This window comes from Kitasatospora sp. NPDC057542, assembly GCF_042801945.1.
Lineage (GTDB): Bacteria > Actinomycetota > Actinomycetes > Streptomycetales > Streptomycetaceae > Kitasatospora.
The window spans coordinates 89617-110309 of sequence record NZ_JBHVFE010000001.1; the positions used below are offsets into that span (position 1 = coordinate 89617).

The window sequence follows — 20693 nt, forward strand, 5'->3', positions numbered from 1 at the left end:
CCACCCCTTTGACGGAGGAACTCCGTGTCAGCACGACACCTCATCTCCCTCGACGACCTCACCGACGCCGAGCTGTACGCCCTGGTGGAGCGCGGCGCCGCGTTCGCCGCCGGCCGGACCGAAGCCGGCGGACCGCAGGCCCGGCCGCTGGACGGGCGGATCACCGGCGTCTACTTCCGCGCGACGTCCACGCGTACCCGCACCGCGTTCTCCGTCGGGGCCCTGCGCCTCGGCGGGCAGATCATCAGCTACGGCGCGGGCGATCTCCAGCTGAACACCGGCGAGACCAGCGAGGACACCGGACGGGTGTTCTCCCGGATGCTCGACGTCCTGGTCGCGCGGACGGCGGGCGAGACCGCCGAGCTGCGCGGCTGGGCGGCCCAGCACCGGATGTCGGTGGTCAACGCGATGAGCGCGCAGGAGCACCCCACCCAGGGACTCACCGACCTCACCACGTTCCTCGGCCGGTTCGGCCGGATCGAGGGCCTGCGCGTCCTGTACGTGGGCGAGGGCAACAACACGGCGGCGGCGCTCGCACTCGGCCTGACCCGCTACCGGGGGACCACCCTGGAGCTGCGCACCCCGCCCGGCTACGGGCTCGACCCGGACGTCCGACGCCGGGCCCTGGCCCACGCCCGGGCCGCCGGGTCGGTCCTGACCGAGCACCACCACATGGCGGACCTGCCCGGCGACTTCGACGCCGTGTACACCACCCGCTGGCAGACCACCGGGACCAGCAAGCCGGACGCCGACTGGCGGGAGCGCTTCGTCCCGTTCCAGGTGACGGACGCGCTGTGGAAGACCAGCCCGCGGGCGGTCTTCCTGCACGACCTGCCCGCCCACCGCGGCGAGGAGGTCACCGCCGAGGTCCTCGACGGGCCGCACAGCATCGCCTTCCAGCAGGCGGAGAACAAGGCGCACAGCGCGATGGCCGTCCTCGAATGGTGTGCCGCCTCGCTGCCCGTCCCCGCACACGGCGACCGGGAGTTCCGGGCGGCATGACACTCCTCGACGAGCGGCCCGTCCCCGACGGCCCGAAGACCTCCGAGACCCCCGCGAAGCCGCTGCGCCGCAACCGCGACTTCCTCCTGCTGTGGACCGGCGCCGGTTTCTCCCTCCTCGGCGTGCAGGCGGCCCAGGCGGCGTACCCGCTGCTGATGATCTGGCAGGGGTCGGTGGCCGGCGCCGGTCTGGTCGGCTTCGCCGCACTGCTGCCGCACCTGCTGGTGCAGTTGCCCGCCGGGGCACTGGTCGACCGCTGGGACCGGCGCAAGCTGATGATCGTCTGCGACCTCGTCGGCATCCTGGCCATGGGCAGTGTCGCCGTGGCGCTGGTCGCCGGCCGGCCGTGGCTGCCGCACGTGATGGCGGCGGCCTTCCTGGAGGGCACGGCGTTCGTGTTCTACCGGCTGGCCGAACGGGCCGCCGTACGCAACGTCGTGGACGCCGAGCACCTGGCGGGCGCCGTCGCCCAGAACGAGGCCCGCGGCCAGGTCGCCTCCCTGCTCGGGCAGCCCGCGGGAACCGCCCTGTTCGCCCTCACCCGCTGGCTTCCGTTCGGCGTCACCGCGGTGGCGCACCTGCTGGCCCTGGTCAGCCTGCTGCTGATCCGCCGCGACCTCCAGGAGGAGCGCACCGGGCCGCCGCGCCGCCTCGCGACCGAGGTCGCCGAGGGCGTCTCGTGGGTGTGGCGGCAGAAGTTCATGCGCGCCGCCGTCGGGCTCGTGGCCGGCAGCAACATGCTCTTCCAGGTCCTCAACCTCTCCCTGGTCCTGATCTTCAAGGAGGCCGGGCACTCCCCGGCGATGCTCGGGGTGCTCGGGGTGATGGAGGGCGTGGGCGGCGCGCTGGGCGCGCTCAGCGCCTCCTGGTGGCTGAAGCGCTTGGCTCCGTCGACCGTGGTGATCAGCGCGTTCGTCCTGTGGGCGCTCCTGCTGGCGCCGGTCGCGCTGATCACCGACCCGGTGGGCCTCGGTGCGCTGTGCGGCGGGATGGCCTTCGCGGGGTCGCTGATGAACGTCGGAGCCGGGGTGCACCAGATGCGGATCACCCCGGACGAGATGCAGGGCCGGGTGAGCAGCGTGTTCATGCTCATGGCCTCCGGGATGAACTCGGCGGGCGCCCTGGTCGGCGGCCTGCTCCTCGCGGCCTTCTCCACCTCCGGCACGGTCCTCGGCCTCGCCGTCGCGATGGCCCTGATGGCGCTGCTCGCGGCCCTGAGCCCGGCGATCCGCTCGGCCGGCCGCGAGCCCGACAGCCCCGCCGCGGGGCCCGAAGCCGACCGGCAGCACGACGACGCACACGACAACGACGCACACGACGACGCACACGACGGCGAAGGGGTACCCACGTCATGACGACTTCCCAGTCCGAGCAGACCCGGCTGCTGCCCGTCCTCCTCGAGGACGACGGCACCCACCCGGGCATCACCGAGTACGTCGACGCCGAGCGCCCCGCCCTGCGCGCGGCGCTGCGCGAGCACGGCGCGGTCCTGCTGCGCGGCTTCCCGCTGGACGGCGTGGACGGGTTCGACGCGACCGTACGGGCTCTGTCGACCGCCCCCCTCACGTACTCGGAACGCTCCTCTCCCCGCTCCACCATCAAGGGCAACGTCTACACCTCGACGGACTACCCGCCGGACGAGGAGATCTTCCTGCACAACGAGAACTCCTACCAGTCGGTCTGGCCGCGGCTGCTGTACTTCTTCTGCATCACCGAGCCGGACACCCTGGGCGCGACCCCGCTCGCCGACACCCGCCGGATCCTCTCCCTCGTCCACCCGGACGTGCGCGAGGAGTTCACCCGCCGCCGCTGGATGGCCACCCGCACCTTCCACCCGCGCTTCGGCATCCCCTGGGAGACGGTCTTCAACACGGACGACCGGGCCGAGGTGGAGCGCCTGGCGCGGACCAAGGACCTGCGCCTGGAGTGGCTCCCGGACGGGGGGATGCGGACACGGGCGGTCCGCGACGCGGTGCACCGCCACCCGGAGACGGGCGAGGAGGTGTGGTTCAACCACATCACCTTCTTCCACCACACGACCCTGCCCGCCGAGGTGCGCTCGGGGCTGCTCGAACTCTTCGGCGAGGAGGACCTGCCCAGCAACACGTACTACGGCGACGGCGGCCGGATCCCGGACGACGTACTGGACCACCTGCGGTCCTGCTACCGGCAGGCGAGCGTCCGGTTCGACTGGCGCAAGGACGACGTCCTGGTCGTGGACAACATGCTGGCGTCCCACGGCCGGGAGCCCTTCACCGGGCCTCGCAAGATCGCGGTCGCGATGGCCGAACCGTACGACCCCGCAGCCGGCACCGGCCCCGCCGCCCCGACGGAGGGATGAGCCCGTGCGTACTGTCTCGACCCCGACCGCCTCCGACTGGCTGCGCATCTTCGCCCCCCGCCCCGCCGCCCGGGTCCGGCTCTTCTGCTTCCCCCACGCGGGCGGCGGCGCCTCCGCCTTCCGGGAACTGGCCGAGGCCGCACCCCCGCAGGTCGAGGTCGTCGCGGTGCAGTACCCCGGCCGCCAGGACCGGTTCGACGAGCCCCTGATCACCGACCTGTCCGTCATGGTCGGCGAACTCGCCCGGGCCGTGACGCCCTGGCTCGACCGCCCGGCCGCCTTCTTCGGGCACAGCATGGGAGCCACCCTCGCCTTCGAGACCGCCCGGGTGCTCCGCCCACGACGCCCGAACGCCGTGGTCCACCTCTTCGCCTCCGCGCGCAAGGCCCCCCACATCGACCAGCGCGACCGGCTGCGGTTGCCGGACGCCGACGCCGTCAAGGCGTACGTCCGGCGCCTCGGCGGCAGCGGGGCCGAACTCCTGGAGATCCCGGAGCTCTTCGAGCTCGCCCTGCCCACCCTGCACGGCGACTTCCAGCTGCTCGCCGGCCACCGTTTCGCCCCCGGAGCCCCGCTGACCTGCCCGCTCACCGTCATCACCGGGTCCGACGACGCCTCCTGCACCCCCGAGGACGCCGCCGAGTGGGCCCGTCACACCGTCGCCGGACACCGGGTCCACACCTTCCCCGGCGGCCACTTCTACCTCGAAGGGCGGGCCGCCCCGCTCATGGAGTACCTCATCGGCCGGCTCGGCCCCGACCTCGCTGGAGACCGCCATGACCGCCACGCATGAGACGTTCCCGCCCCGCCGGTTCCCGCCCCAGCGGCTGCCGCTGACGGCGGCGCAACGAGGGCTCTACTTCGCGCACCAGCTCGACACGACCGGCCGCAGCCACAACGTCGCCGAGTACTTCGCCATCGACGGCCACGTCGACCACGCCCTGCTCGAACAGGCCTGGCACGCGCTGCTCCTGGAGGCGGACACGCTGCGGGTGCGCACCATCTCCGAGGACGACGACGGCCTGTGGCAGTACCTGGACGACAGCCTGCCCGAGCTGCCGTTCCTCGACCTGAGCGACCGGCCCGACCCGACGGCTGCCGCCGAGGCGTGGATGCGGGCCGACCTCAACCGCCCGGTCGACCTCGCCGCCGGGGGCCTGGCCACGTACGCCCTGATCAAGACGGCCGAGGAGCGGTTCCTCTACTTCCACCGCTACCACCACCTGGTGATCGACGGCGTCGCCGGCGGCATGGTGGGCCGCCGCCTCGCCGAGCTCTACAGCGGCCTGGTCGAGGGCCGGCCGGCCGAGCCGTGCACGTTCCTGCCCCTCACCGACGTCCTGGACGAGGACGCCGCCGACCGCGCCGGCGAGGCGTCGGCGGCCGACCGCGCCTACTGGGCCGAGCTGCTGGAGTCGATCCCCGCCCCCGCGTCGCTGCCCGGGACCGGGCAGGGCGCCCCCACCGCGGCCGAACTCGCCGCCGGTGAGCCCGCGTTCATCCGCCGTACCCGTACGGTCGGACCCGGCCGGGCCGAGCGGATCGCGGCGACCGCCCGCGAGGGCCGCACCCGCGGACCCGTCCTGCTGATCGCGGCGACCGCCGCCTTCCTGTCCCGGATGACCGGCCGCAGTGACATCGTCCTCGGCCTGCCCGTCACCGGCCGCACCGGGAAGGCCGCCCGCGTCACCCCGTGCTTCGCCTCGACCGTGCTGCCGCTCCATCTGACCGTCGAGCCCGGCCGGAGCCTGTGCGACCTGCTGCCGGAGGTCTCGCGGCGGGTGCGCACCGTGGTCCGGCACCAGAGGTGCCGGTACGAGGACCTGCGCCGTGAACTCGGCCTGACCGGAACCGACATGGGCCTGATCGGCCCGGTCGTCAACATCATGGCCTTCGACTACCAGCTGGAGTTCGGCGGCCACCGGGCCACCGCCCACAACCTCTCCCTCGGCCCCGTCGACGGACTGGCGCTCGCCGTGTACGACCGGTCGGACGGCACCGGCCTGCGCTTCGACCTCGACGCCGACCCGGCCCGGTACTCCTCCTCCGAGGTCGCCTCGTACCTGGGCCGCTTCCTGGACTTCCTCGACGCGGCAGTCGCCGAACCGGAGCGCGCCCTCGACACCCTCCCGCTGCTCGGCGCCGGGGAGCGGCACACGATCCTGGAGGACTGGAACGAGACCCCGGGCGACAGCGTCGAACCCGTCACCCTGACACAGCTGTTCGAGGCGCAGGCAGCCCGGACCCCCGACCGGATCGCGGTCGCCGACGACGAGGGCGAGCTGACCTACGCCGAGCTGAACGCCCGGGCCAACCGGCTCGCCCACCAGCTCGTCACCGGCGGTGCCGGCCCGGAGACCACCGTCGCGCTCGTCCTGCCGCGCTCGGCGCTCTGGCTGACCGGACTCCTCGCCGCCGTCAAGGCGGGCGCCGCCTACCTCTCCGTCGACGGCAACTACCCGGCCGACCGCATCCGGTACATGGTCGAGGACGCGCGTCCGGTGTGCGCGGTGACCACCGCCGCGCTGGCGTCCGTCGTCCCCGACGGCTGCCCCCGGCTGGTCGTCGACGAACCGGCCACCGCCGCCGCCGTGGCCGCCCGCCGTGCCGACAACCCCACCGACGCCGACCGGACCGCCCCGCTGACCCCGGCCAACCCGGCCTACCTCATCTACACCTCGGGCTCCACCGGCCGCCCCAAGGGCGTCGCCGTCACCCACGCCGGTATCGCCTCCCTGGCCGCGGCGCAGCGCGAGCACCTCGCCGTCGACGGGGACAGCAGGGTCCTGCAGTTCGCCTCGCCCAGCTTCGACGCCGCCACCTTCGACGTCATCGCCGCGGTGCTCTCCGGCGGCCGTCTCGTCCTCGCCCCCTCCGAGCAGCTGCTGCCCGGTGAAGGCCTGGTCGAGCTCGTGGCCCGGCAGGGCGTGACCCACATCCTGCTGCCGCCCGCCGCCCTGTCCGTCATCCCCGAGGGCGCCCTGCCCGGCGTACGCACCCTGATCGTCGGCGGGGAGGCCTGCCCACCCGCGCTGGTCACCCGTTGGTCCGGTCGCGTCCGGATGGTCAACGCGTACGGGCCGACGGAGGCCACCGTCTGCACCACCCTGAGCGCTCCGCTGCGTGCCGCCGCACCCGGTGACGGGGCCCCCGGCACCGTCCCCGGCGCGCCGCCCATCGGCCGCCCCGTCCACAACACCCGCGTCTACGTCCTCGACGAGCGGCTGCGACCGGTGCCGCCCGGCGTCGCCGGCGAACTGTACGCCGCCGGGCCCAGCCTGGCGCGCGGCTACGCAGGCCGTCCGGGCCTGACCGCCGACCGGTTCGTCCCCTGCCCGTTCGGCCCCGACGGCGACCGCATGTACCGCACCGGGGACCTGGTGCGATGGCACCCCGACGGCTACCTCGACTACGTCGGCCGCGCCGATCACCAGGTCAAGATCCGCGGCTACCGCATCGAACCCGGCGAGATCGAGACCGTCCTGGCCGGCCAGGACGGCGTCGCCCAGGCCGTGGTCGTCGTCCGCGAGGACCGGCCCGGCAACCGCCGCCTCGTCGCCTACACCGCCGCCGCGCCCGGCGCCGCTCCCCTCGACCCCGCCGGACTGCGTGCCCGGCTCGCCACCGTCCTGCCGCCGTTCATGGTGCCCTCGGCCGTCGTCGTCCTCGACGCGCTGCCGCTCACCCCCAACGGCAAGATCGACCGGGCCGCCCTGCCCGCGCCGGACACCACCGAGCAGGAGGCCGCCGGACGCGCCCCCGTCACCGAACGGGAGGAGATCCTCACCCGGCTCTTCCAGGAGGTCCTCGGGACCGACCGGGCAGGCACCGACGCCTCCTTCTTCGACCTCGGCGGCGACAGCATCATGGCCATCCAACTGGTGGCGAAGGCCCGGGAACACGGACTGCGGCTCACCCCCACCGAGGTGTTCAAGCTCCGTACGGTCGAGGCGCTCGCCGTCGCAGCCCGCGGTGAGGACGCGCCCGGCGCAGTCACCGAACCCGCCCTGGCGGCCCTCGGCCCCGTCCCGCTGCCGCCCGTCGCCCGCTCCGTCCTCGCCCGCGGCGGCAGCAGCGACACCTTCCACCAGGCGATGCTGATCGCCCTGCCACCGGACACCGACCACGAACTCCTCGGCGAGGCCCTGCACGTCCTGCTCGACCGTCACGACGCCCTGCGCGCCCGACTGGAACGCACCCACGACCAGTTGCTCGTCCTGCGCAAGGGTGTCCGCTATCCCGCACTGCTGACCGCCGTCGACATCGCCGGGCTGCACGGCCCCGCCCTCGACGCCGCCGTCCGCTCGGCCGCCGAGGCCGCCCGCGACGGCCTCGACCCGGCCGCCGGGCAGATGGTGCGGGCCGTCCGCTTCGACGCCGGACCCGGCGCCCCCGGCCGGCTCCTCCTCGCCATCCACCACCTGGTCGTCGACGGCGTCTCCTGGCGGATCCTGCTGCCCGACCTGAAGACGGCCTACGAAGCCCTCGCCGAGGGCCGCGCCCCCACCCTGCCGCCCGTGCCCACCTCGTACCGCACCTGGGCCACCCAGCAGGTCCGCCACGCCGAGGCAGGCGGCCGGCGCGGCGAACTCGCCGCCTGGGAAGCGCTGAGCGACGTCCCGCAGCCCGGGATCGGTGACCGCCCCGTCGACCCGGCCACCGACACCGCGGCCACCGCCCGGCACATCCGCACCACGGTCCCGGCCGGGGTCACCGGCGCGCTCCTCGGCCAGGTCCCCGCCGCCTTCCACGGCCGGATCGACGACGTCCTGCTCACCGCGCTCGGCCTCGCCGTCGCCGAATGGCGCGGCCGCCGCACCGCCGCCCCCGGCACCGCGCTCCTCCTCGACCGGGAACACCACGGCCGCGGCGAGACGGGCGGACTCGACCTGTCACGCACCGTCGGCTGGTTCACCGCCGTCCACCCCGTGCTGATCGACCCCGGCACCGCCGACTGGGACGAGGTCGTCCGGGGCGGGCCCGCCGTGGGCCGCGCGGTCAAGGCGGTCAAGGAGCAGCTGCTCGCCGTGCCCGGCGACGGCCTCGGCCACGGACCGCTGCTCCACCTCGACCCCGAGACCCGGGACCGGCTGTCGGCACTGCCCGCACCGCAGGTGCTCTTCAACTACCTGGGCCGGCTGGGCATCTCCGGGGACGCCGGGCCCTGGCAGCCGTTGCCGGGCGACGCGCTGCCCGACGGAGCGGACCCGGGGCTGCCCGCCGCGCACGTCCTGGAGATCAACGTCCTGGCGCGGGAGACCGCCGAGGGGCCCGAGCTGTACGCCGACTGGGCGGCGCCCGCGGGGGTGCTGAGCGAGGAGACCCTGACCGAGCTGGCACAGCTCTGGTCGCAGGCCCTGCACGGCCTCGCCGCGCACGCGGCCGAGCCGGGCGCGGGCGGCCGCACCCCCTCGGACTTCCCGCTGGCCACGCTCACCCAGCAGGACGTGGAGATGCTGGAGGCGGCCGTCCCCGGGCTGGTGGACGTCCTGCCGCTCACCGCACTCCAGGAGGGCTTCCTGTTCCACGCGGTGGAGACCGAGCACGCCGCCGCGACCACGGAGGCGGGCCCGAGGGCGCCCGGGGCCTTCGAGGCGGTCGCCGACACGTACAACATGCAGGTCGCCGTCGACTTCGAGGGCCCGTTGGACGCCCCGGCCCTGCGCGCCGCGGGCCAGGCCCTCCTGGACCGGCACGCCAACCTGCGGGCCGGCTTCCACCACGAAGGGGTCCGCGAACCCGTCCAGGTCGTGTCCGCCCGGGCGGAACTCCCGTGGTCCGAAGCCGACCTGAGCACTCTGCCGGCTGCCGCACGGCAGCCGGAGGCGCTACGGCTCGCCGCCGCCGAGCGGGCCCGCCGCTTCGACCTGACCCGAGCGCCACTGCTGCGGTTCCTGCTGGTCAAGCTGGCCCCCGAGCGCCACCGGCTGCTGCTGAGCACCCATCACATCGTCTGGGACGGCTGGTCGCTGCCCGTCGCCGTCCAGGAGCTCTTCGCCCTCTGGGCGGACCGCGGCGCGAGCCTGCCGCCGGTCGCCCCCTACCAGGACTACCTGGGCTGGCTGGGCGCCCAGGACAAGGCCGGGGCCGAGGCCGCCTGGACGGACTACCTCCGCGGCGTCGAGGAGCCCACCCTGGTCGCCCCCGGGGCCGCGGACCTCGCCCCCGTACCGCAGGAGCAGGTCACCCACCTGGTTCCGGACGAGCTGCTCGCGCGGCTCGCCGAGCGCGGACGGGCGTACGGCGTCACCCTCAACACGCAGTACCAGGCGGCGTGGGGGCTGGTCCTCGCCCAGGCCACCGGCAGCCGGGACGTCGTCTTCGGCGCCACCGTCTCCGGCCGGCCGGCCGAGGTGCCCGGGGTCGAGCGCATGATCGGCATGCTCTGCAACACGCTGCCGGTACGGGTCCGCCTCGACGACCGGGAGCCGCTGCACGCGCTGCTCTCCCGGCTCCAGGAGGAACAGGTCCGGCTGATCGCCCACCACCACGTGGCCCTGTCCCGCGTCCAGCGCCTGACCGTCGGCCGGGACCTGTTCGACACGACCACCATGCTCGTCAACTACCCCCTGGACACCGGGGCGCTGGCCGCCGCGGTCGTCGGGCCGCGGCTGACCGGGCTCGCCGTGGACGACGCGACGCACTACCCGCTGCGGCTGATCGCCGTACCGGTCGAGGGTGGCCTGGAGCTGCGGCTCGGGCACCGCCCGGACGTCTTCGGCGCCGACGAGGCGCGGGTGTTCCTGGAGCGCACGGTACGCGCACTGGAGAGCATCGCCCAGACCCCGGAACTCTCCGTGGGCTCCGTCGACCTGCTCTCCCAGGCGGAGCGCGAGCAGGTCCTCATCCAGTGGGGTGGTTACTGATGCGCACAACCCGGCTTCGCGCCTTCACATCGCTCGCCGTCGCCGCGGTCGCGATCGCCGCACTGGCCGGATGCCAGGACAAGACCGGGTCCGCCGCACCGTACCCGTGCGGCCAGAGCATCGCCTCGGCCGACCGTTTCGCCGACTCGTCCGCGGACCTGGAGAAGGATCCCGAGGGGGCCGCCGCGAACGCCGGCGGGCTCGCCCGTGAACTGCGTGCGGCGGGGGAGCGCTCCACCGACCGGAAGGTCAAGAGCGCACTCGGTGAATTCGCTGACGCCTACGACGAGTTCGCCCAACAGGTCCGGAGCTCCGACCCCGCCCGGGGCAAGGTCGCCGGCATCGAGAAGACCTTCACCCGGCTGGAGAAGGCCTCCGCCCGCCTCGACGACGCCTGCAAGGGCTGACCGGCCCCGGACCGGCGCCCGGGGCGGGTAGGCGTCGCCGTGCGGTACCCGCCCCGGGCGTGCCGGGGGCGGGTACCGGACCCGTGCGGAGCGGACCGTGCGCGGCCGGCCGGACCGTGGGTCAGGCGGCCCCGCCCGGGGCGGGGCGTCCGCGCAGCGCGGCCGCCGCCGCCAGGACCGAGGCGGGGACGGCGACCGCGGCACAGGCCGCCGTCACCGCGGCCATCGCCGCCCACGGCAGTGCCAGCGGGGCCCCGGACCCGACCAGTACGGACAGCGCGGACCAGGTGCCCATCACGTTGAGCGTGGTCACGACCAAACCCAGGAGCGCGCCCGCCACCACCACGACGGCCGCCTCGACGGCCACCACGTACAGCACCTGGCCGCCGGTGGCCCCGGTCAGCCGCAGCGTCGCCAGATCACGGCGCCGGTCACCGGCGGCCGCGACCGCCGTCCCGGCCAGGGCGATCAGGGAGTAGATCAGGGCCAGCCCCAGCACCACGAAGACGGCCAACCGGCTCTCCCGCTTGGTCTCCGGCTGCGAGGCTGCGATCCACTCCTCGGCCGTGGCCGACACGGCGCCGTGCGGACGCACGGCCGCGGCCAGGGCGGCCCCGACCTGCGCCCGGTCCGCGCCCTGGTCCACCCGGACCTCGACCCGGTCGGGACGGGCGCCGGGGGCGTTGGCGGCGGTCACGTACACGCCGTTGCTGCCCGTGCCCCTGCGCATCACGGCGGCGACGGTCAGCGTCACCTTGGCGCCGTCCGACCGCCAGACGTCGACCTGCTTGCCGACCTCGGTGACCGGCCATTCGTCGTTGACGACGATCGACCGGTCGTTCAGGTCCTTCACCGACCCGGCGATCAGCGGGAGGCTCGACAGCTCGGCGAAGACCGCCGGATCGACGACCCGGCCCGGCTCGGGCACCCGCACCAGACCCTCGTAGAGGTACTCGACCGTGGTGGGCGCCGTGACCGCGGTACGGCTGCCCGGCACCGCGGCCGCCCGGACGGCGGCGTCGTCCAGCGTCCCCCCGGACGCCGGGGTGACGACGAAGTCCGCGACCGTACGGTTGCGGATCTCGTCCGTCTTGCCCGCGCCGACGGTGTCCGTCGAGCCGAGCAGGGACCCGGCCAGGGCAACGCTGACGAGCACCGGGGCGGCGATCGCGGAGGTCCGCCGGACACCGGCGGTCGCGCTCTCGCGCACCAGGGTGCCGACCGCGCCCCGGGCGGACTCCAGCGGCCGGGCGACGAGCCGTACCAACGGTCCGGCGGCCAGCGGGGCCAGCAGGGCGAACGCGCCGATGAGCAGCATCGGCTCGGTGGTGTACGTCTTGCGCTTGAGCAGGTTCGCCGGGTCGGACACCAGCTGCTGGACGAACAGGACCAGCCCGCCGGCCAGCAGCAGCCCGCCGAACACCCACCGTCCGACCGTCATCACCCGCTTGTCGACGGCCGCCTCCCGCAGCACCTCGATGGCGCTGGTGCGGGCCGCCCGGCCCGACGCGGCGAACGCGCCGGTGAGAGCGACCACGAGCCCGATCGCGAAGGCCACGGCGTAGGGCCACACCTGGTCGCCCGTCGTGAGCCACGCGGGCGCGAGCCGCTCCCGGGCCATCCAGTCGATCAGGGCGGGGCCGCCCACGCTGCCGATCAGCATCCCGGCCAGTGCGGCGGGGACGGCCACCACGGCCGCCTCGACGAGGACGGCGACCCGCAGTTGGCGGGGGGTCGCCCCGGCGATGCGGAGCAGGCCGAACTCGCGCTGGCGCTGGGCCACCGCGAAGGCGAACGCCGACGCGACGACGAAGACGGAGGTGAAGGTGGTGACGGCCGAGGCGGTGCCGAGCATGGCGTTGACCGTGAGCACGGCGTCCGCGTCACGGTCCTTGAGTTCCTGCGGCGCGTCGAGGGTGGCCGCCAGCGCGAGCCCCATCGAGGCGGTCAGGCCGACGCCGAGCGCGACGGCGAGGAAGACACCCACGAAGTGGGCCCAACGGGCCCGCACCGTGGCCAGGGCGACACTCAGCACGAGATCTCCTCGAGCTCGGTCATCCGCGCGGCGATCTCGTGGGCGGCGGGCCGCAGCAGCTCGCCGCTGACCCGGCCGTCGACGAGGAAGACCACCCGGTCCGCGTGGGAGGCGGCCTGCGGGTCGTGCGTCACCATGACGACGGTCTGGCCGTCGTTGTCGACCAGACCGCGCAGCAGGGCGAGTACCTCGCGGCCGGTGGAGGAGTCCAGGGCGCCGGTCGGCTCGTCGCCGAACAGCACCTCGGGCCGGGTGATCAGGGCGCGGGCCAGGGCGACACGCTGCTGCTGGCCGCCGGACAGCTCGGAGGGCCGGTGGCGGGCGCGGTCGGCGAGGCCGACCCGGCCCAATGCCTCCGCCACCGCGCCGCGCGGGGGCTTGCGGCCGGCCAGCCGCAGCGGAAGCGCCACGTTCTGTTCGGCGGTCAGCATCGACATCAGGTTGAACTGCTGGAAGACGAAGCCGATCCGGTTGCGCCGGAGCAGCGTCAGCTCGCTCTCGGACATGCCGGTCAGCTCGGTGCCGCCGAGGGCGACGGAGCCGCCGTCGGGCCGGTCGAGGCCCGCCGCGCACTGCAGGAGGGTCGATTTCCCCGATCCCGAGGGACCCATGATCGCAGTGAAACTCCCGGCCGGCAGGGCGAGCGAGACTCCGTCGAGTGCTCTGACCGTGTGGTCGCCCGTTCGGTAGGTCTTCGTCACCGACGTCAGCACTACTGCGTCGTTGCTCATAATCCTCTTGTCTCTCGTGGTGTGAGGCGGCGATGGGCCGAGAATGGACGGGGGCGGTGGGAAGCTGCTCAACTCGCCACCGGCAGCGCGGTGTCGACGGGGATCCGGACGGGCAGGGAGCGTGCGTAGCAGAGCACGAGCCGGTGGAACCGGTACTGCGGAACCCCGTTCGTCCCTCCGGACGGTTCCGCGGGATCCATGAGCGAGGCGTCGGCCAGTCGCTCCAGCAGGTCCTCGGCCAGGACGACGGGAAGTTCGAGTACGGCGGCGGCGGTCGCGGCCGAGAAGGAGCGCTCGCCCAGCGCGGAGCACAGGCGCAGGTCGTCCTCCGCCACGCCGGTCAGCCGCAGCCAGGAGCGCAGGGAGCGGGCCATGTCCAGGCCGCCGAAACGCAGTTCGCGCAGCCGGTTCGCCGGGGCGGCGAGCAGACCGGCCAGCAGTGCCGGCGACCAGTGGGGGCGGGCGGCGAGCCGGGCGCCTGCCGTCCGCAGGGCGAGCGGGACGCCGCCGCAGTACGCGATGATCTCTCGGGCGGCTGCCAGGTCCTCGGCGACCCGCCCGACACCCACGGCGGCGGCCAGCAGGGCCAGGCTGTCGTCGTCGCCGAGCGGTTCGACGACGGTGGTGTGCGGGCCGATGGCGGCGGCGAGGTGCGCGTGACCGATCACGAGAACCGCGGGCTCCTCACCGCCGGGGAGGAGCGCGGCGAGCTGCTCGGTGTCGGACACGTTGTCCAGCACGACCAGCAGCTTCCGTCCGGCGGTACGGGCGCGGTAGCGGCGCACCAGCTCGTCGAGACCGGGGCGGAGCGCCACGGCGGGGGACATTCCCCCGCCGTACGCCCCGTCGCCGGCCGCCGTCTCCTCGCCGAGGGCGCGCAGCAGCCGGACCAGGACTTCGCGCGGATCCCGGGCGGTGCCGTCCTCGTCCGCGAGGTCCACGTACAGCTGCCCGTCGGGGAAGTGGTACCTGCTGGTGTGCGCGGCGCGCAGGGCGAGGGCCGTCTTGCCGACCCCGCCCATGCCGGTGATCAGGCCGCGCCGGACAGGGCTTCCGGGGGCCAACAGAGCCTGCAGCGAGGCCAGTTCCCGCCCCCGTCCGACGAACGTGGCGGTGTCCGCGGGCAGTGTCGACGGCGCCACCGGCCCTGTGGGGGCGGGCTCCCGAGGGGCACGGGTGAGCGACTCGGCCGGGGCGGTGTCGAGCGAACCGTTGAGTACGGCCTGGTAGGTCCCGGTGAGTTCGGCACCCGGGTCGACTCCGAGCTCGTCGGCCAGCACACGGCGGCCCTCGTGGAAGACGCGCAGGGCGTCCGCCTGACGGCCGGACCTGAACAGGGCGGTCATCAGCTGCGCGCGCATCCGCTCCCGCAGGGGGAAGTCGCAGACGAGACGGACGAGTTCAGCGGTGAGGTGCTGGTGATGGCCCAGTGCGAGGCCGGCCTCCACGCGGTTCTCCAGCGCGGCCGCCCTGACCTCCTCCCAGTGTGATTCCTGCTGCTCGACCAGGAGGTCCGTGGTGTTGGCCAGCGCCGGACCGCGCCACAGGTCGAGCGCCCGGTTCAGCAGAGCCCCCGCCTCCTCGTAGCGGTGCGCCTGGAGCGCGGCGCGGCTCTCACGTTCCAGCCGCTCGAACTCGACGACGTCGATGAGGCTGTCACCGGTCTCGATGGCGTAGCCGGGTGCCCGCCGGACGATGGCGACCTCGGGTTCGAGGAGTTTGCGCAACCGGGAGACATAGGTGTAGATCTGCGCGTTCATCGTTGTGGGTGGGTAGGCACCCCAGAGCAGCCAACTCAGCCGTGCGTCCGGGACCACCCTTCCGCGAGCGATCAGCAGCGCCGCGAGCAGCGTGCGCATCTTGGTCCCGGACAGCCCGATGGGCTTGCCGTTGCGTCTGGCTTCGACGGGACCGAGCAAGCTGAACTCCATGGTTCCCCCCGTTGGCTGGTGTCCTGTGTACGCCCATCCTGCCGGGGGCGGGTGTCGTCCCGCTTTCGATCCGATTTCGCCGCAGGCAACCGTCGTCGTTCCCGGGTGCGCAGGACGCCGGACGCCTCTGCCGTCGGCCCCGTGAGCCGGATGGCGTCGGGGTTCTCACCACCGTCATACATTGGCGCCGGTAACGGAGTTCAAACGGAATCGTCGGGACGTCGCGCGGCGGGGGAGAGTGCGGCGCGACGCGCCCGCGGCCCGTGGTGGGCGCGCAGTCGGGCGTCGAACTCCTCGCGCGGCTCCAACTCGCCGGAGCCGGTGCGCTCCTGGAGCTGACGGGCGATCCGGAGGGAGCGCGGAGCAGCGCTGCGATACGTGGCCACGCCGGGATCCTATGCGCCCCGAGGTCTCGGCTGCCGGTCCCGCCGGCGCCGCCGGCTCCGACACCAGGCCCGGACAGTCCCAGGCACGGGAAATGACGGGGCATCAGCCGAAGAGCTGATGCCCAGTCACGATGAACACCGTTGCGGTATCGGAGAACCGGACCGACCGGTCAGCCGAGTGTTTTTCCGTCCCTGTATTCAGCCGGTCGGGAACCCGGGGGCGGGGTCAGTGCTTGGGGAGGGTGTTCACGAAATTGGTGTTGGTGGCATAAAAGCCACTGACAGCCTTCTCGGCCTCCGCCAGGGTGACGTTCTTGTCCGCCTGGTAGTAGAGCCAGTTGACCTTCATGTCCCATGTCCGGGTACCGGACATCGTCGCGGGAAGGTCGATCAGCCAGGAGCTGAACCGGATGCTCAGGGGTTCGCGCGGGTAGGACTTGTTGCCGCTGCTGAACAGGGCCTTCCCGTCGACGGAATAGGTGACCTTTCCGTTGTCGGCGGTCATCATCAGGGTGTGCCAGCCCGCGACGCTCTTCTTCGTGGCGAGGGTGTCCCGGTCGTTCTGGGCGGAGCTGCGCCAGCTCGTGGTGTCGAGCCGGGGGCCGGGCGCGCCCCAGCCGCCGTTGGGCATGTACTCGAAGTCCAACTCGCTGTACTTCTGCGAGTTGTGGTCCGGCGAGATCGCGTAGGCGGTCTGGATGATGTGGTCGCCGTCGCGGCCGTCGGCCGGCTTGTCGCTGAAGAAGATCCGGGCGGCGATGGTGCCGTTCAGGGACTCGCCCGTCGAGCGTCCGACCTCGACCTGCTTGGTGCCCTTGGGGGTGCCGTCGCTGGTGACACGCAGCTGCATCGCCTGGCCGCTCTGGGCGTCGGCCACGGTGGGGAAGGAGACGCCCTCCTTGGACCAGGTGTCGCGGATGCCGGGGCCACCGCCGTCGGTGCGGACGGTCCAGCCGTGGGCGGCCAGGGAAGGGTCCTCGGCTCCGGTGTAGTGGAAGGCGTCGAACAGGACGCCGGGCGGCCCGGGCGGGGTGGTGGGGGTCGGCGCCGCGGTGGCGGCCTGCTGCGCCTCCTGTCCGCGTCCGGCCGTGGGCCCGGGGGACTCCTTGCCGGAAGCGCACGCGCTCGCGCAGGCGGCGAGCATGGTCAGGGGCAGGGCGATCCCGAGTGCGGCCCGCGTGCGGGTGTGCCGGGTGAGGCGGGTCACGACTGCTCCTCCGAGGGGGATGCGGAGGGTGCATGGCGTGCACATGCTTCGCATCGGATCGACCAATTCCCGCTCATCCTATCCACGCCGTTGCATCGCCTTTCGGCCCTCGGAACAAGACCCGTCCCGGAAGAATGCGGCTCAAAGAGCGGGTGGGGGGTGGAATGTGAATGTGTTCCCGGCCACGTTCGTTGCCGCTCACGCGTGGGTGATCTGCCTGATTTGGCGCGCTTTGGCGGAGGCGGCCAAGCGGCCCGACTTACTTTGGGGAAGTGCGCGATCGCGCTGCGTGCCATCCGATGCCGGGGGGGCGTGCCAACCCGTTGAACCGTCTACCTTCTGGGAGGGTATCCTCTCCCCGGCCATCAACGGGATGTGCACAGAGTGGGCGGCGTTGACCACCACGCCGTCAAAACGGGGGAGTTCGTACCGTGTCAGGTGCCGCCGTGCCCAGCGCGCCCATCGAGGAGTCGCGGTCCTCGCGCAGCCGGCACCGTCGGGGCCGGGTGGCCCCCGCGGCCGGCACCGCCCTCTACGACACCGTGGTCCTCGTCCCCGCCCGGAACGAGGAAGTCGGCGTTCTCACCTCGCTGGACTCCCTGGCCAAGCAGAGCCGGCGCCCCGACCTCATCATCGTGGTCGTCAACAACTCCACCGACCGCACACGCGAGTTCGCCCAGCAGTTCGCGGACGACGAGCGCACGCCGCCGACCGTGGTGCTCAACCTGGACAACAACCCCCACAAGAAGGCCGGCGCCCTCAACCACGGGCTGGACTGGCTCCGGGAAGCGGTCGGCGGACGCCTCACCGGCGCGGTGCGCCACGTCCTGGTGATGGACGCCGACACCGAGCTGCACCACCGGTTCATCGAGCGGGCCCGCAACGTCATCTCCTCCGACCCCGAGCTGGGTGGCGTCAGCGCCTCCTGCCTCGGCCGGACCGGCCTGTGGCGCAGTCCCTGGCAGCGCTACCTGCTCGGCATGCAGATCATCGAGTACGGCCGGGCGGCCAGCGCCCGCTACCGCGCCGACGTGCACACCATGTCCGGCGCCGGCAGCTTCTACCGCGCCGAGGCCCTGCAGACCCTCATCGACTGGCGCGGCGAGGTCTTCTGGGAGGACCACCGCAACCTCGTCGAGGACTACGAGACCACGCTGGCCCTCAAGGAGTCCGGCTGGAAGGTCACCGCCAACGAGCTGTGCATCGCCTACACCGACCTGATGCCCACCCTGCGCGAACTCATCCAGCAGCGCGAACGCTGGTCCCGCGGCACCGTCGACACCCTTCGCGCCCGCGGATGGACGAAGTTCACCTGGCACTCGATCAGCACCCTGATCATGGGGCTCGTCGCCTCCGCCTACATCCTCGGCTGGGGCACCAAGCAGGTGGCCGCCATCGTGGAGTACGGGGTCAGCCATGGACCGCTGTTCTGGGCGATGATCGGCTTCTGGGTCCTCTACCCGGCGCTCCGGGTCCGCAAGCTCGGACCCAAGGCCATGATCGTCGAGGCGCTGCTGGTACCGGAGCTCGTCTTCACGGTGGTCCGCACCTACTGGCTCGTCTCCTCCGTCGTCAAGTCGTACATGACACGCGTCTCCGCGTGGAAGTGACCCGAAAGAACACCATGAACGTCTTCAAGGGCCTGGGCGTCTGCATCCTCCTGGCGGCCATCACCGTCGCCATGACCCAGGTTCCCAACGCCGACCTCGTCCTGATGGTCGTCAGCATCACCGTCATCAGCGTCTCCATCGTCACCTTCGCGGCGTCCGTTCGCCGCAGCCGCCGGGACCGCCGCCTTGCCGGTGCCGGCCGCCGCCGGGCCTGACCCGGCGCCCGCGGAGGCCGTCGGTGGATGCCCCGGTGCCGCCCGCTGCGTCGGTGAGGCCGGCGAACCGGCCGTGGGGGTTCAACCGCGCTTGCCCCCGAAGCGCAGCTTCCACGGGGCGAGGGCGGATTCGAGCTGCACTCCCATGCTCATCTTCGACACGCCCTGCTCGCGTTCCTCGAAGCGGATCGGCACTTCGAGGACGGTGAATCCCCGCGTCACCGCGCGGTGGTTCATCTCGACCTGGAAGGAGTACCCGTTGCTGTGCACGGAGCCCAGGTCGATCGCGCGCAGGGTCTCGGCCCGCCACGCCTTGAATCCGGCGGTGGCGTCCTTCAGCCGCAACCCCAGGATCGCGTTGACGTAGATGTTGGCCCAGGCCGACAGGGCCCTGCGCGACCAGGGCCAGTCGGAGGCGGTCGAGCCACCGGCCACGTAGCGCGAGCCGATCACGGCGGCGGCGCCCTTCGTCAGCAGCGCGTCGACCATGGCCGGGATCGCCGAGACCGGGTGCGAGAGGTCGGCGTCCATCTGGATCACGATGTCGGCGCCCTCGTCCAGCGCACGGGTCATTCCGGCGATGTAGGCGCGGCCGAGTCCGTCCTTGGCGACGCGGTGCAGCACGCCGACGGTGTCCGGCGCGTCGGCGGCGAGTTTGTCGGCGACCTCACCGGTGCCGTCGGGTGAGTTGTCGTCGACCACGAGCAGGTGCAGGTTCGGCACCGGCAGGTCCGCGAGCAGACCGGCCAGTACCGGCAGGTTGTCCCGCTCGTTGTAGGTCGGCACGACGACAACAGTCTTCGGGGATGCGACGGCCATCGGCACTCCTCGGTCGGGAAACGGTTCAGGGGCCGGTCACCGGGCGCTCGTGGGCCGCCGCACGGTTCGTACGTGCGAGAGGGCGGGCCGGAACGCTCCGGAAGAACTCCAGGATCTGCCGGTTCACCTCCTCCGGCTGCTCCAGGTAGCCGTAGTGACCCGCGCGGTGGATCAGCCGGTGGGCGGCGCCGGGGATGGCACGTGCCACCTCGGCGACCAGGTGCGGGGGCGTGATCAGGTCGTCGGCGAAGCCGATGACCAGACACGGCGTGGTGATCGCGGCGTAGGCCGCGAGGCGACGGGGGTCCGGCTTGATGGCGAGCTGATGCCGCAGTCCGGGGCCGGCGGACAGCGACTGCTCGAACACCGGCAGCCAGTTGGACACTTCGAGGTCGTCGTTGAGCGTGTGCGGGGACAGGTTCTGCATCGCCTGCACGGCCGCGTGGTACCCGCGCGGCAGCGTGATGCCGGAGTCCAGCAGCTCCAGCTCGGCCCGGTCGGCGGCCGCGCGCAGTTCGTCGTCGCGGCCGCGGGTGGCCATCAGGACGGCGGCGGTGGCCAGGTCGGGCCGGGTCAGCAGCAGTTCCTGCACCACGTGCGCGCCGAGCGAGGTCCCCACCAGGCGGCACGGCCCGGCGTGCAGGTGCTCGATGAGCCCCGCCAGGTCGGCCGCGAGGTCGCCGACCGTGAAACCCGCCTCGCCGGGGTCGCTGGGGGGCACACCGCGGGAGTCGTACGTGATCACCCGATAGCCGGCCTCGGTGAGCGCCGGCACCTGGTGCAGGTGCCACGCCCGGCCGCGACCGCCCGCGCCCATGACCAGGACGACCGGCTCCGCGCCTTCCCGGCCGCCGGGTGCGAGGTCGTCGTAGTGCAGCTGTGCCCCGCGGACGGTCGCGACGCCCATCAGCGTGCGGCCATGCGGTCGGCCAGGCTCTTCGGACGCATGTCGGTCCAGTGCTCCTCGACGTACGCGAGGCAGGTCCCGCGGTCCGCGTCGGCCAGCGCGACCGACCACCCCTCGGGAACGGCGGCGAACGCGGGCCAGAGCGAATGCTGACCCTCGTCGTTGACCAGCACCTTGTAGGCCGTGTCAGGGTCCTCGAACGGATTTGTCATCGTGTGCTCCTTCGGGGGGACGGG

Annotated in this window: 16 protein-coding genes; 8 read left to right on the forward strand and 8 right to left on the reverse strand. The window is 73.1% G+C overall.

The genetic code is table 11. The annotated features are described in order from the left end of the window. Positions 1–24: 24 nt before the first annotated feature. From ACFU7Y_RS00280 to ACFU7Y_RS00305, 6 genes are read left to right on the forward strand one after another with little or no spacing between them, the layout of a single operon-like run. Positions 25–1002 carry an ornithine carbamoyltransferase gene (locus ACFU7Y_RS00280; protein ID WP_380765707.1) on the forward strand — a complete coding sequence of 326 codons (978 nt, stop codon included), beginning with the start codon at positions 25–27 and terminating at the stop codon, positions 1000–1002. Next, positions 999–2357: an MFS transporter gene (locus ACFU7Y_RS00285; protein WP_380765709.1), complete on the forward strand. Its 1359-nt coding sequence runs from the start codon at positions 999–1001 to the stop codon at positions 2355–2357. Before ACFU7Y_RS00280 ends, ACFU7Y_RS00285 begins: the two co-directional genes overlap by 4 nt. Continuing rightward, a complete protein-coding gene (locus ACFU7Y_RS00290) occupies positions 2354–3343 on the forward strand; it encodes a TauD/TfdA family dioxygenase (RefSeq protein WP_224282224.1) in 990 nt (329 codons plus the stop codon). Before ACFU7Y_RS00285 ends, ACFU7Y_RS00290 begins: the two co-directional genes overlap by 4 nt. Positions 3344–3347: 4 nt before the next feature. Beyond that, on the forward strand, positions 3348–4136 hold the full coding sequence (locus ACFU7Y_RS00295) for a thioesterase II family protein (RefSeq protein WP_380765711.1): 789 nt from the start codon (positions 3348–3350) through the stop codon (positions 4134–4136). Next, complete coding sequence (locus ACFU7Y_RS00300; RefSeq protein WP_380765713.1) at positions 4120–10209, forward strand: amino acid adenylation domain-containing protein; 6090 nt, start codon at positions 4120–4122, stop codon at positions 10207–10209. Before ACFU7Y_RS00295 ends, ACFU7Y_RS00300 begins: the two co-directional genes overlap by 17 nt. Beyond that, complete coding sequence (locus ACFU7Y_RS00305; protein WP_224282221.1) at positions 10209–10616, forward strand: hypothetical protein; 408 nt, start codon at positions 10209–10211, stop codon at positions 10614–10616. The genes ACFU7Y_RS00300 and ACFU7Y_RS00305 overlap by 1 nt, the downstream gene beginning before the upstream one ends. Positions 10617–10737: 121 nt before the next feature. On the opposite strand, the gene ACFU7Y_RS00310 is transcribed toward ACFU7Y_RS00305, so the two are convergent. The 5 genes from ACFU7Y_RS00310 to ACFU7Y_RS00330 form a co-directional block, all read right to left on the reverse strand. Then, positions 10738–12651, reverse strand: coding sequence for an FtsX-like permease family protein (locus ACFU7Y_RS00310; protein ID WP_380765715.1), 1914 nt, complete (start codon positions 12649–12651; stop codon positions 10738–10740). Further along, positions 12645–13382 carry an ABC transporter ATP-binding protein gene (locus ACFU7Y_RS00315; protein WP_224273733.1) on the reverse strand — a complete coding sequence of 246 codons (738 nt, stop codon included), beginning with the start codon at positions 13380–13382 and terminating at the stop codon, positions 12645–12647. The genes ACFU7Y_RS00310 and ACFU7Y_RS00315 overlap by 7 nt, the downstream gene beginning before the upstream one ends. A gap of 68 nt (positions 13383–13450) precedes the next feature. Further along, positions 13451–15313 (reverse strand): BTAD domain-containing putative transcriptional regulator, encoded by a 1863-nt coding sequence (locus tag ACFU7Y_RS00320; RefSeq protein WP_380765717.1) that lies wholly within the window; start codon positions 15311–15313, stop codon positions 13451–13453. A gap of 200 nt (positions 15314–15513) precedes the next feature. Next, positions 15514–15699, reverse strand: a complete 186-nt coding sequence (locus ACFU7Y_RS00325; RefSeq protein WP_224273736.1) for a hypothetical protein — start codon at positions 15697–15699, stop codon at positions 15514–15516. 226 nt (positions 15700–15925) lie between these two features. Continuing rightward, a complete protein-coding gene (locus ACFU7Y_RS00330; RefSeq protein WP_224273738.1) occupies positions 15926–16906 on the reverse strand; it encodes a glycoside hydrolase family 16 protein in 981 nt (326 codons plus the stop codon). A 446-nt stretch (positions 16907–17352) separates the two neighbouring features. On the opposite strand from ACFU7Y_RS00330, the gene ACFU7Y_RS00335 reads away from it, so the two are divergent. Both ACFU7Y_RS00335 and ACFU7Y_RS00340 read left to right on the forward strand, forming a co-directional pair. After that, positions 17353–18516: a glycosyltransferase family 2 protein gene (locus ACFU7Y_RS00335; RefSeq protein ID WP_224273739.1), complete on the forward strand. Its 1164-nt coding sequence runs from the start codon at positions 17353–17355 to the stop codon at positions 18514–18516. Beyond that, positions 18507–18731, forward strand: coding sequence for a hypothetical protein (locus ACFU7Y_RS00340; RefSeq protein ID WP_224273741.1), 225 nt, complete (start codon positions 18507–18509; stop codon positions 18729–18731). The genes ACFU7Y_RS00335 and ACFU7Y_RS00340 overlap by 10 nt, the downstream gene beginning before the upstream one ends. Positions 18732–18812: 81 nt before the next feature. Here ACFU7Y_RS00340 and ACFU7Y_RS00345 read toward each other — a convergent pair whose 3' ends face one another. The 3 genes from ACFU7Y_RS00345 to ACFU7Y_RS00355 are packed head-to-tail and all read right to left on the reverse strand — an operon-like array spanning position 18813 to position 20669. After that, complete coding sequence (locus ACFU7Y_RS00345; RefSeq protein WP_380765721.1) at positions 18813–19550, reverse strand: polyprenol monophosphomannose synthase; 738 nt, start codon at positions 19548–19550, stop codon at positions 18813–18815. A gap of 25 nt (positions 19551–19575) precedes the next feature. After that, positions 19576–20457 carry an alpha/beta fold hydrolase gene (locus ACFU7Y_RS00350; RefSeq protein WP_224273744.1) on the reverse strand — a complete coding sequence of 294 codons (882 nt, stop codon included), beginning with the start codon at positions 20455–20457 and terminating at the stop codon, positions 19576–19578. Next, positions 20457–20669, reverse strand: coding sequence for an MbtH family protein (locus ACFU7Y_RS00355; RefSeq protein WP_224273746.1), 213 nt, complete (start codon positions 20667–20669; stop codon positions 20457–20459). Before ACFU7Y_RS00355 ends, ACFU7Y_RS00350 begins: the two co-directional genes overlap by 1 nt. Positions 20670–20693: the final 24 nt, after the last annotated feature.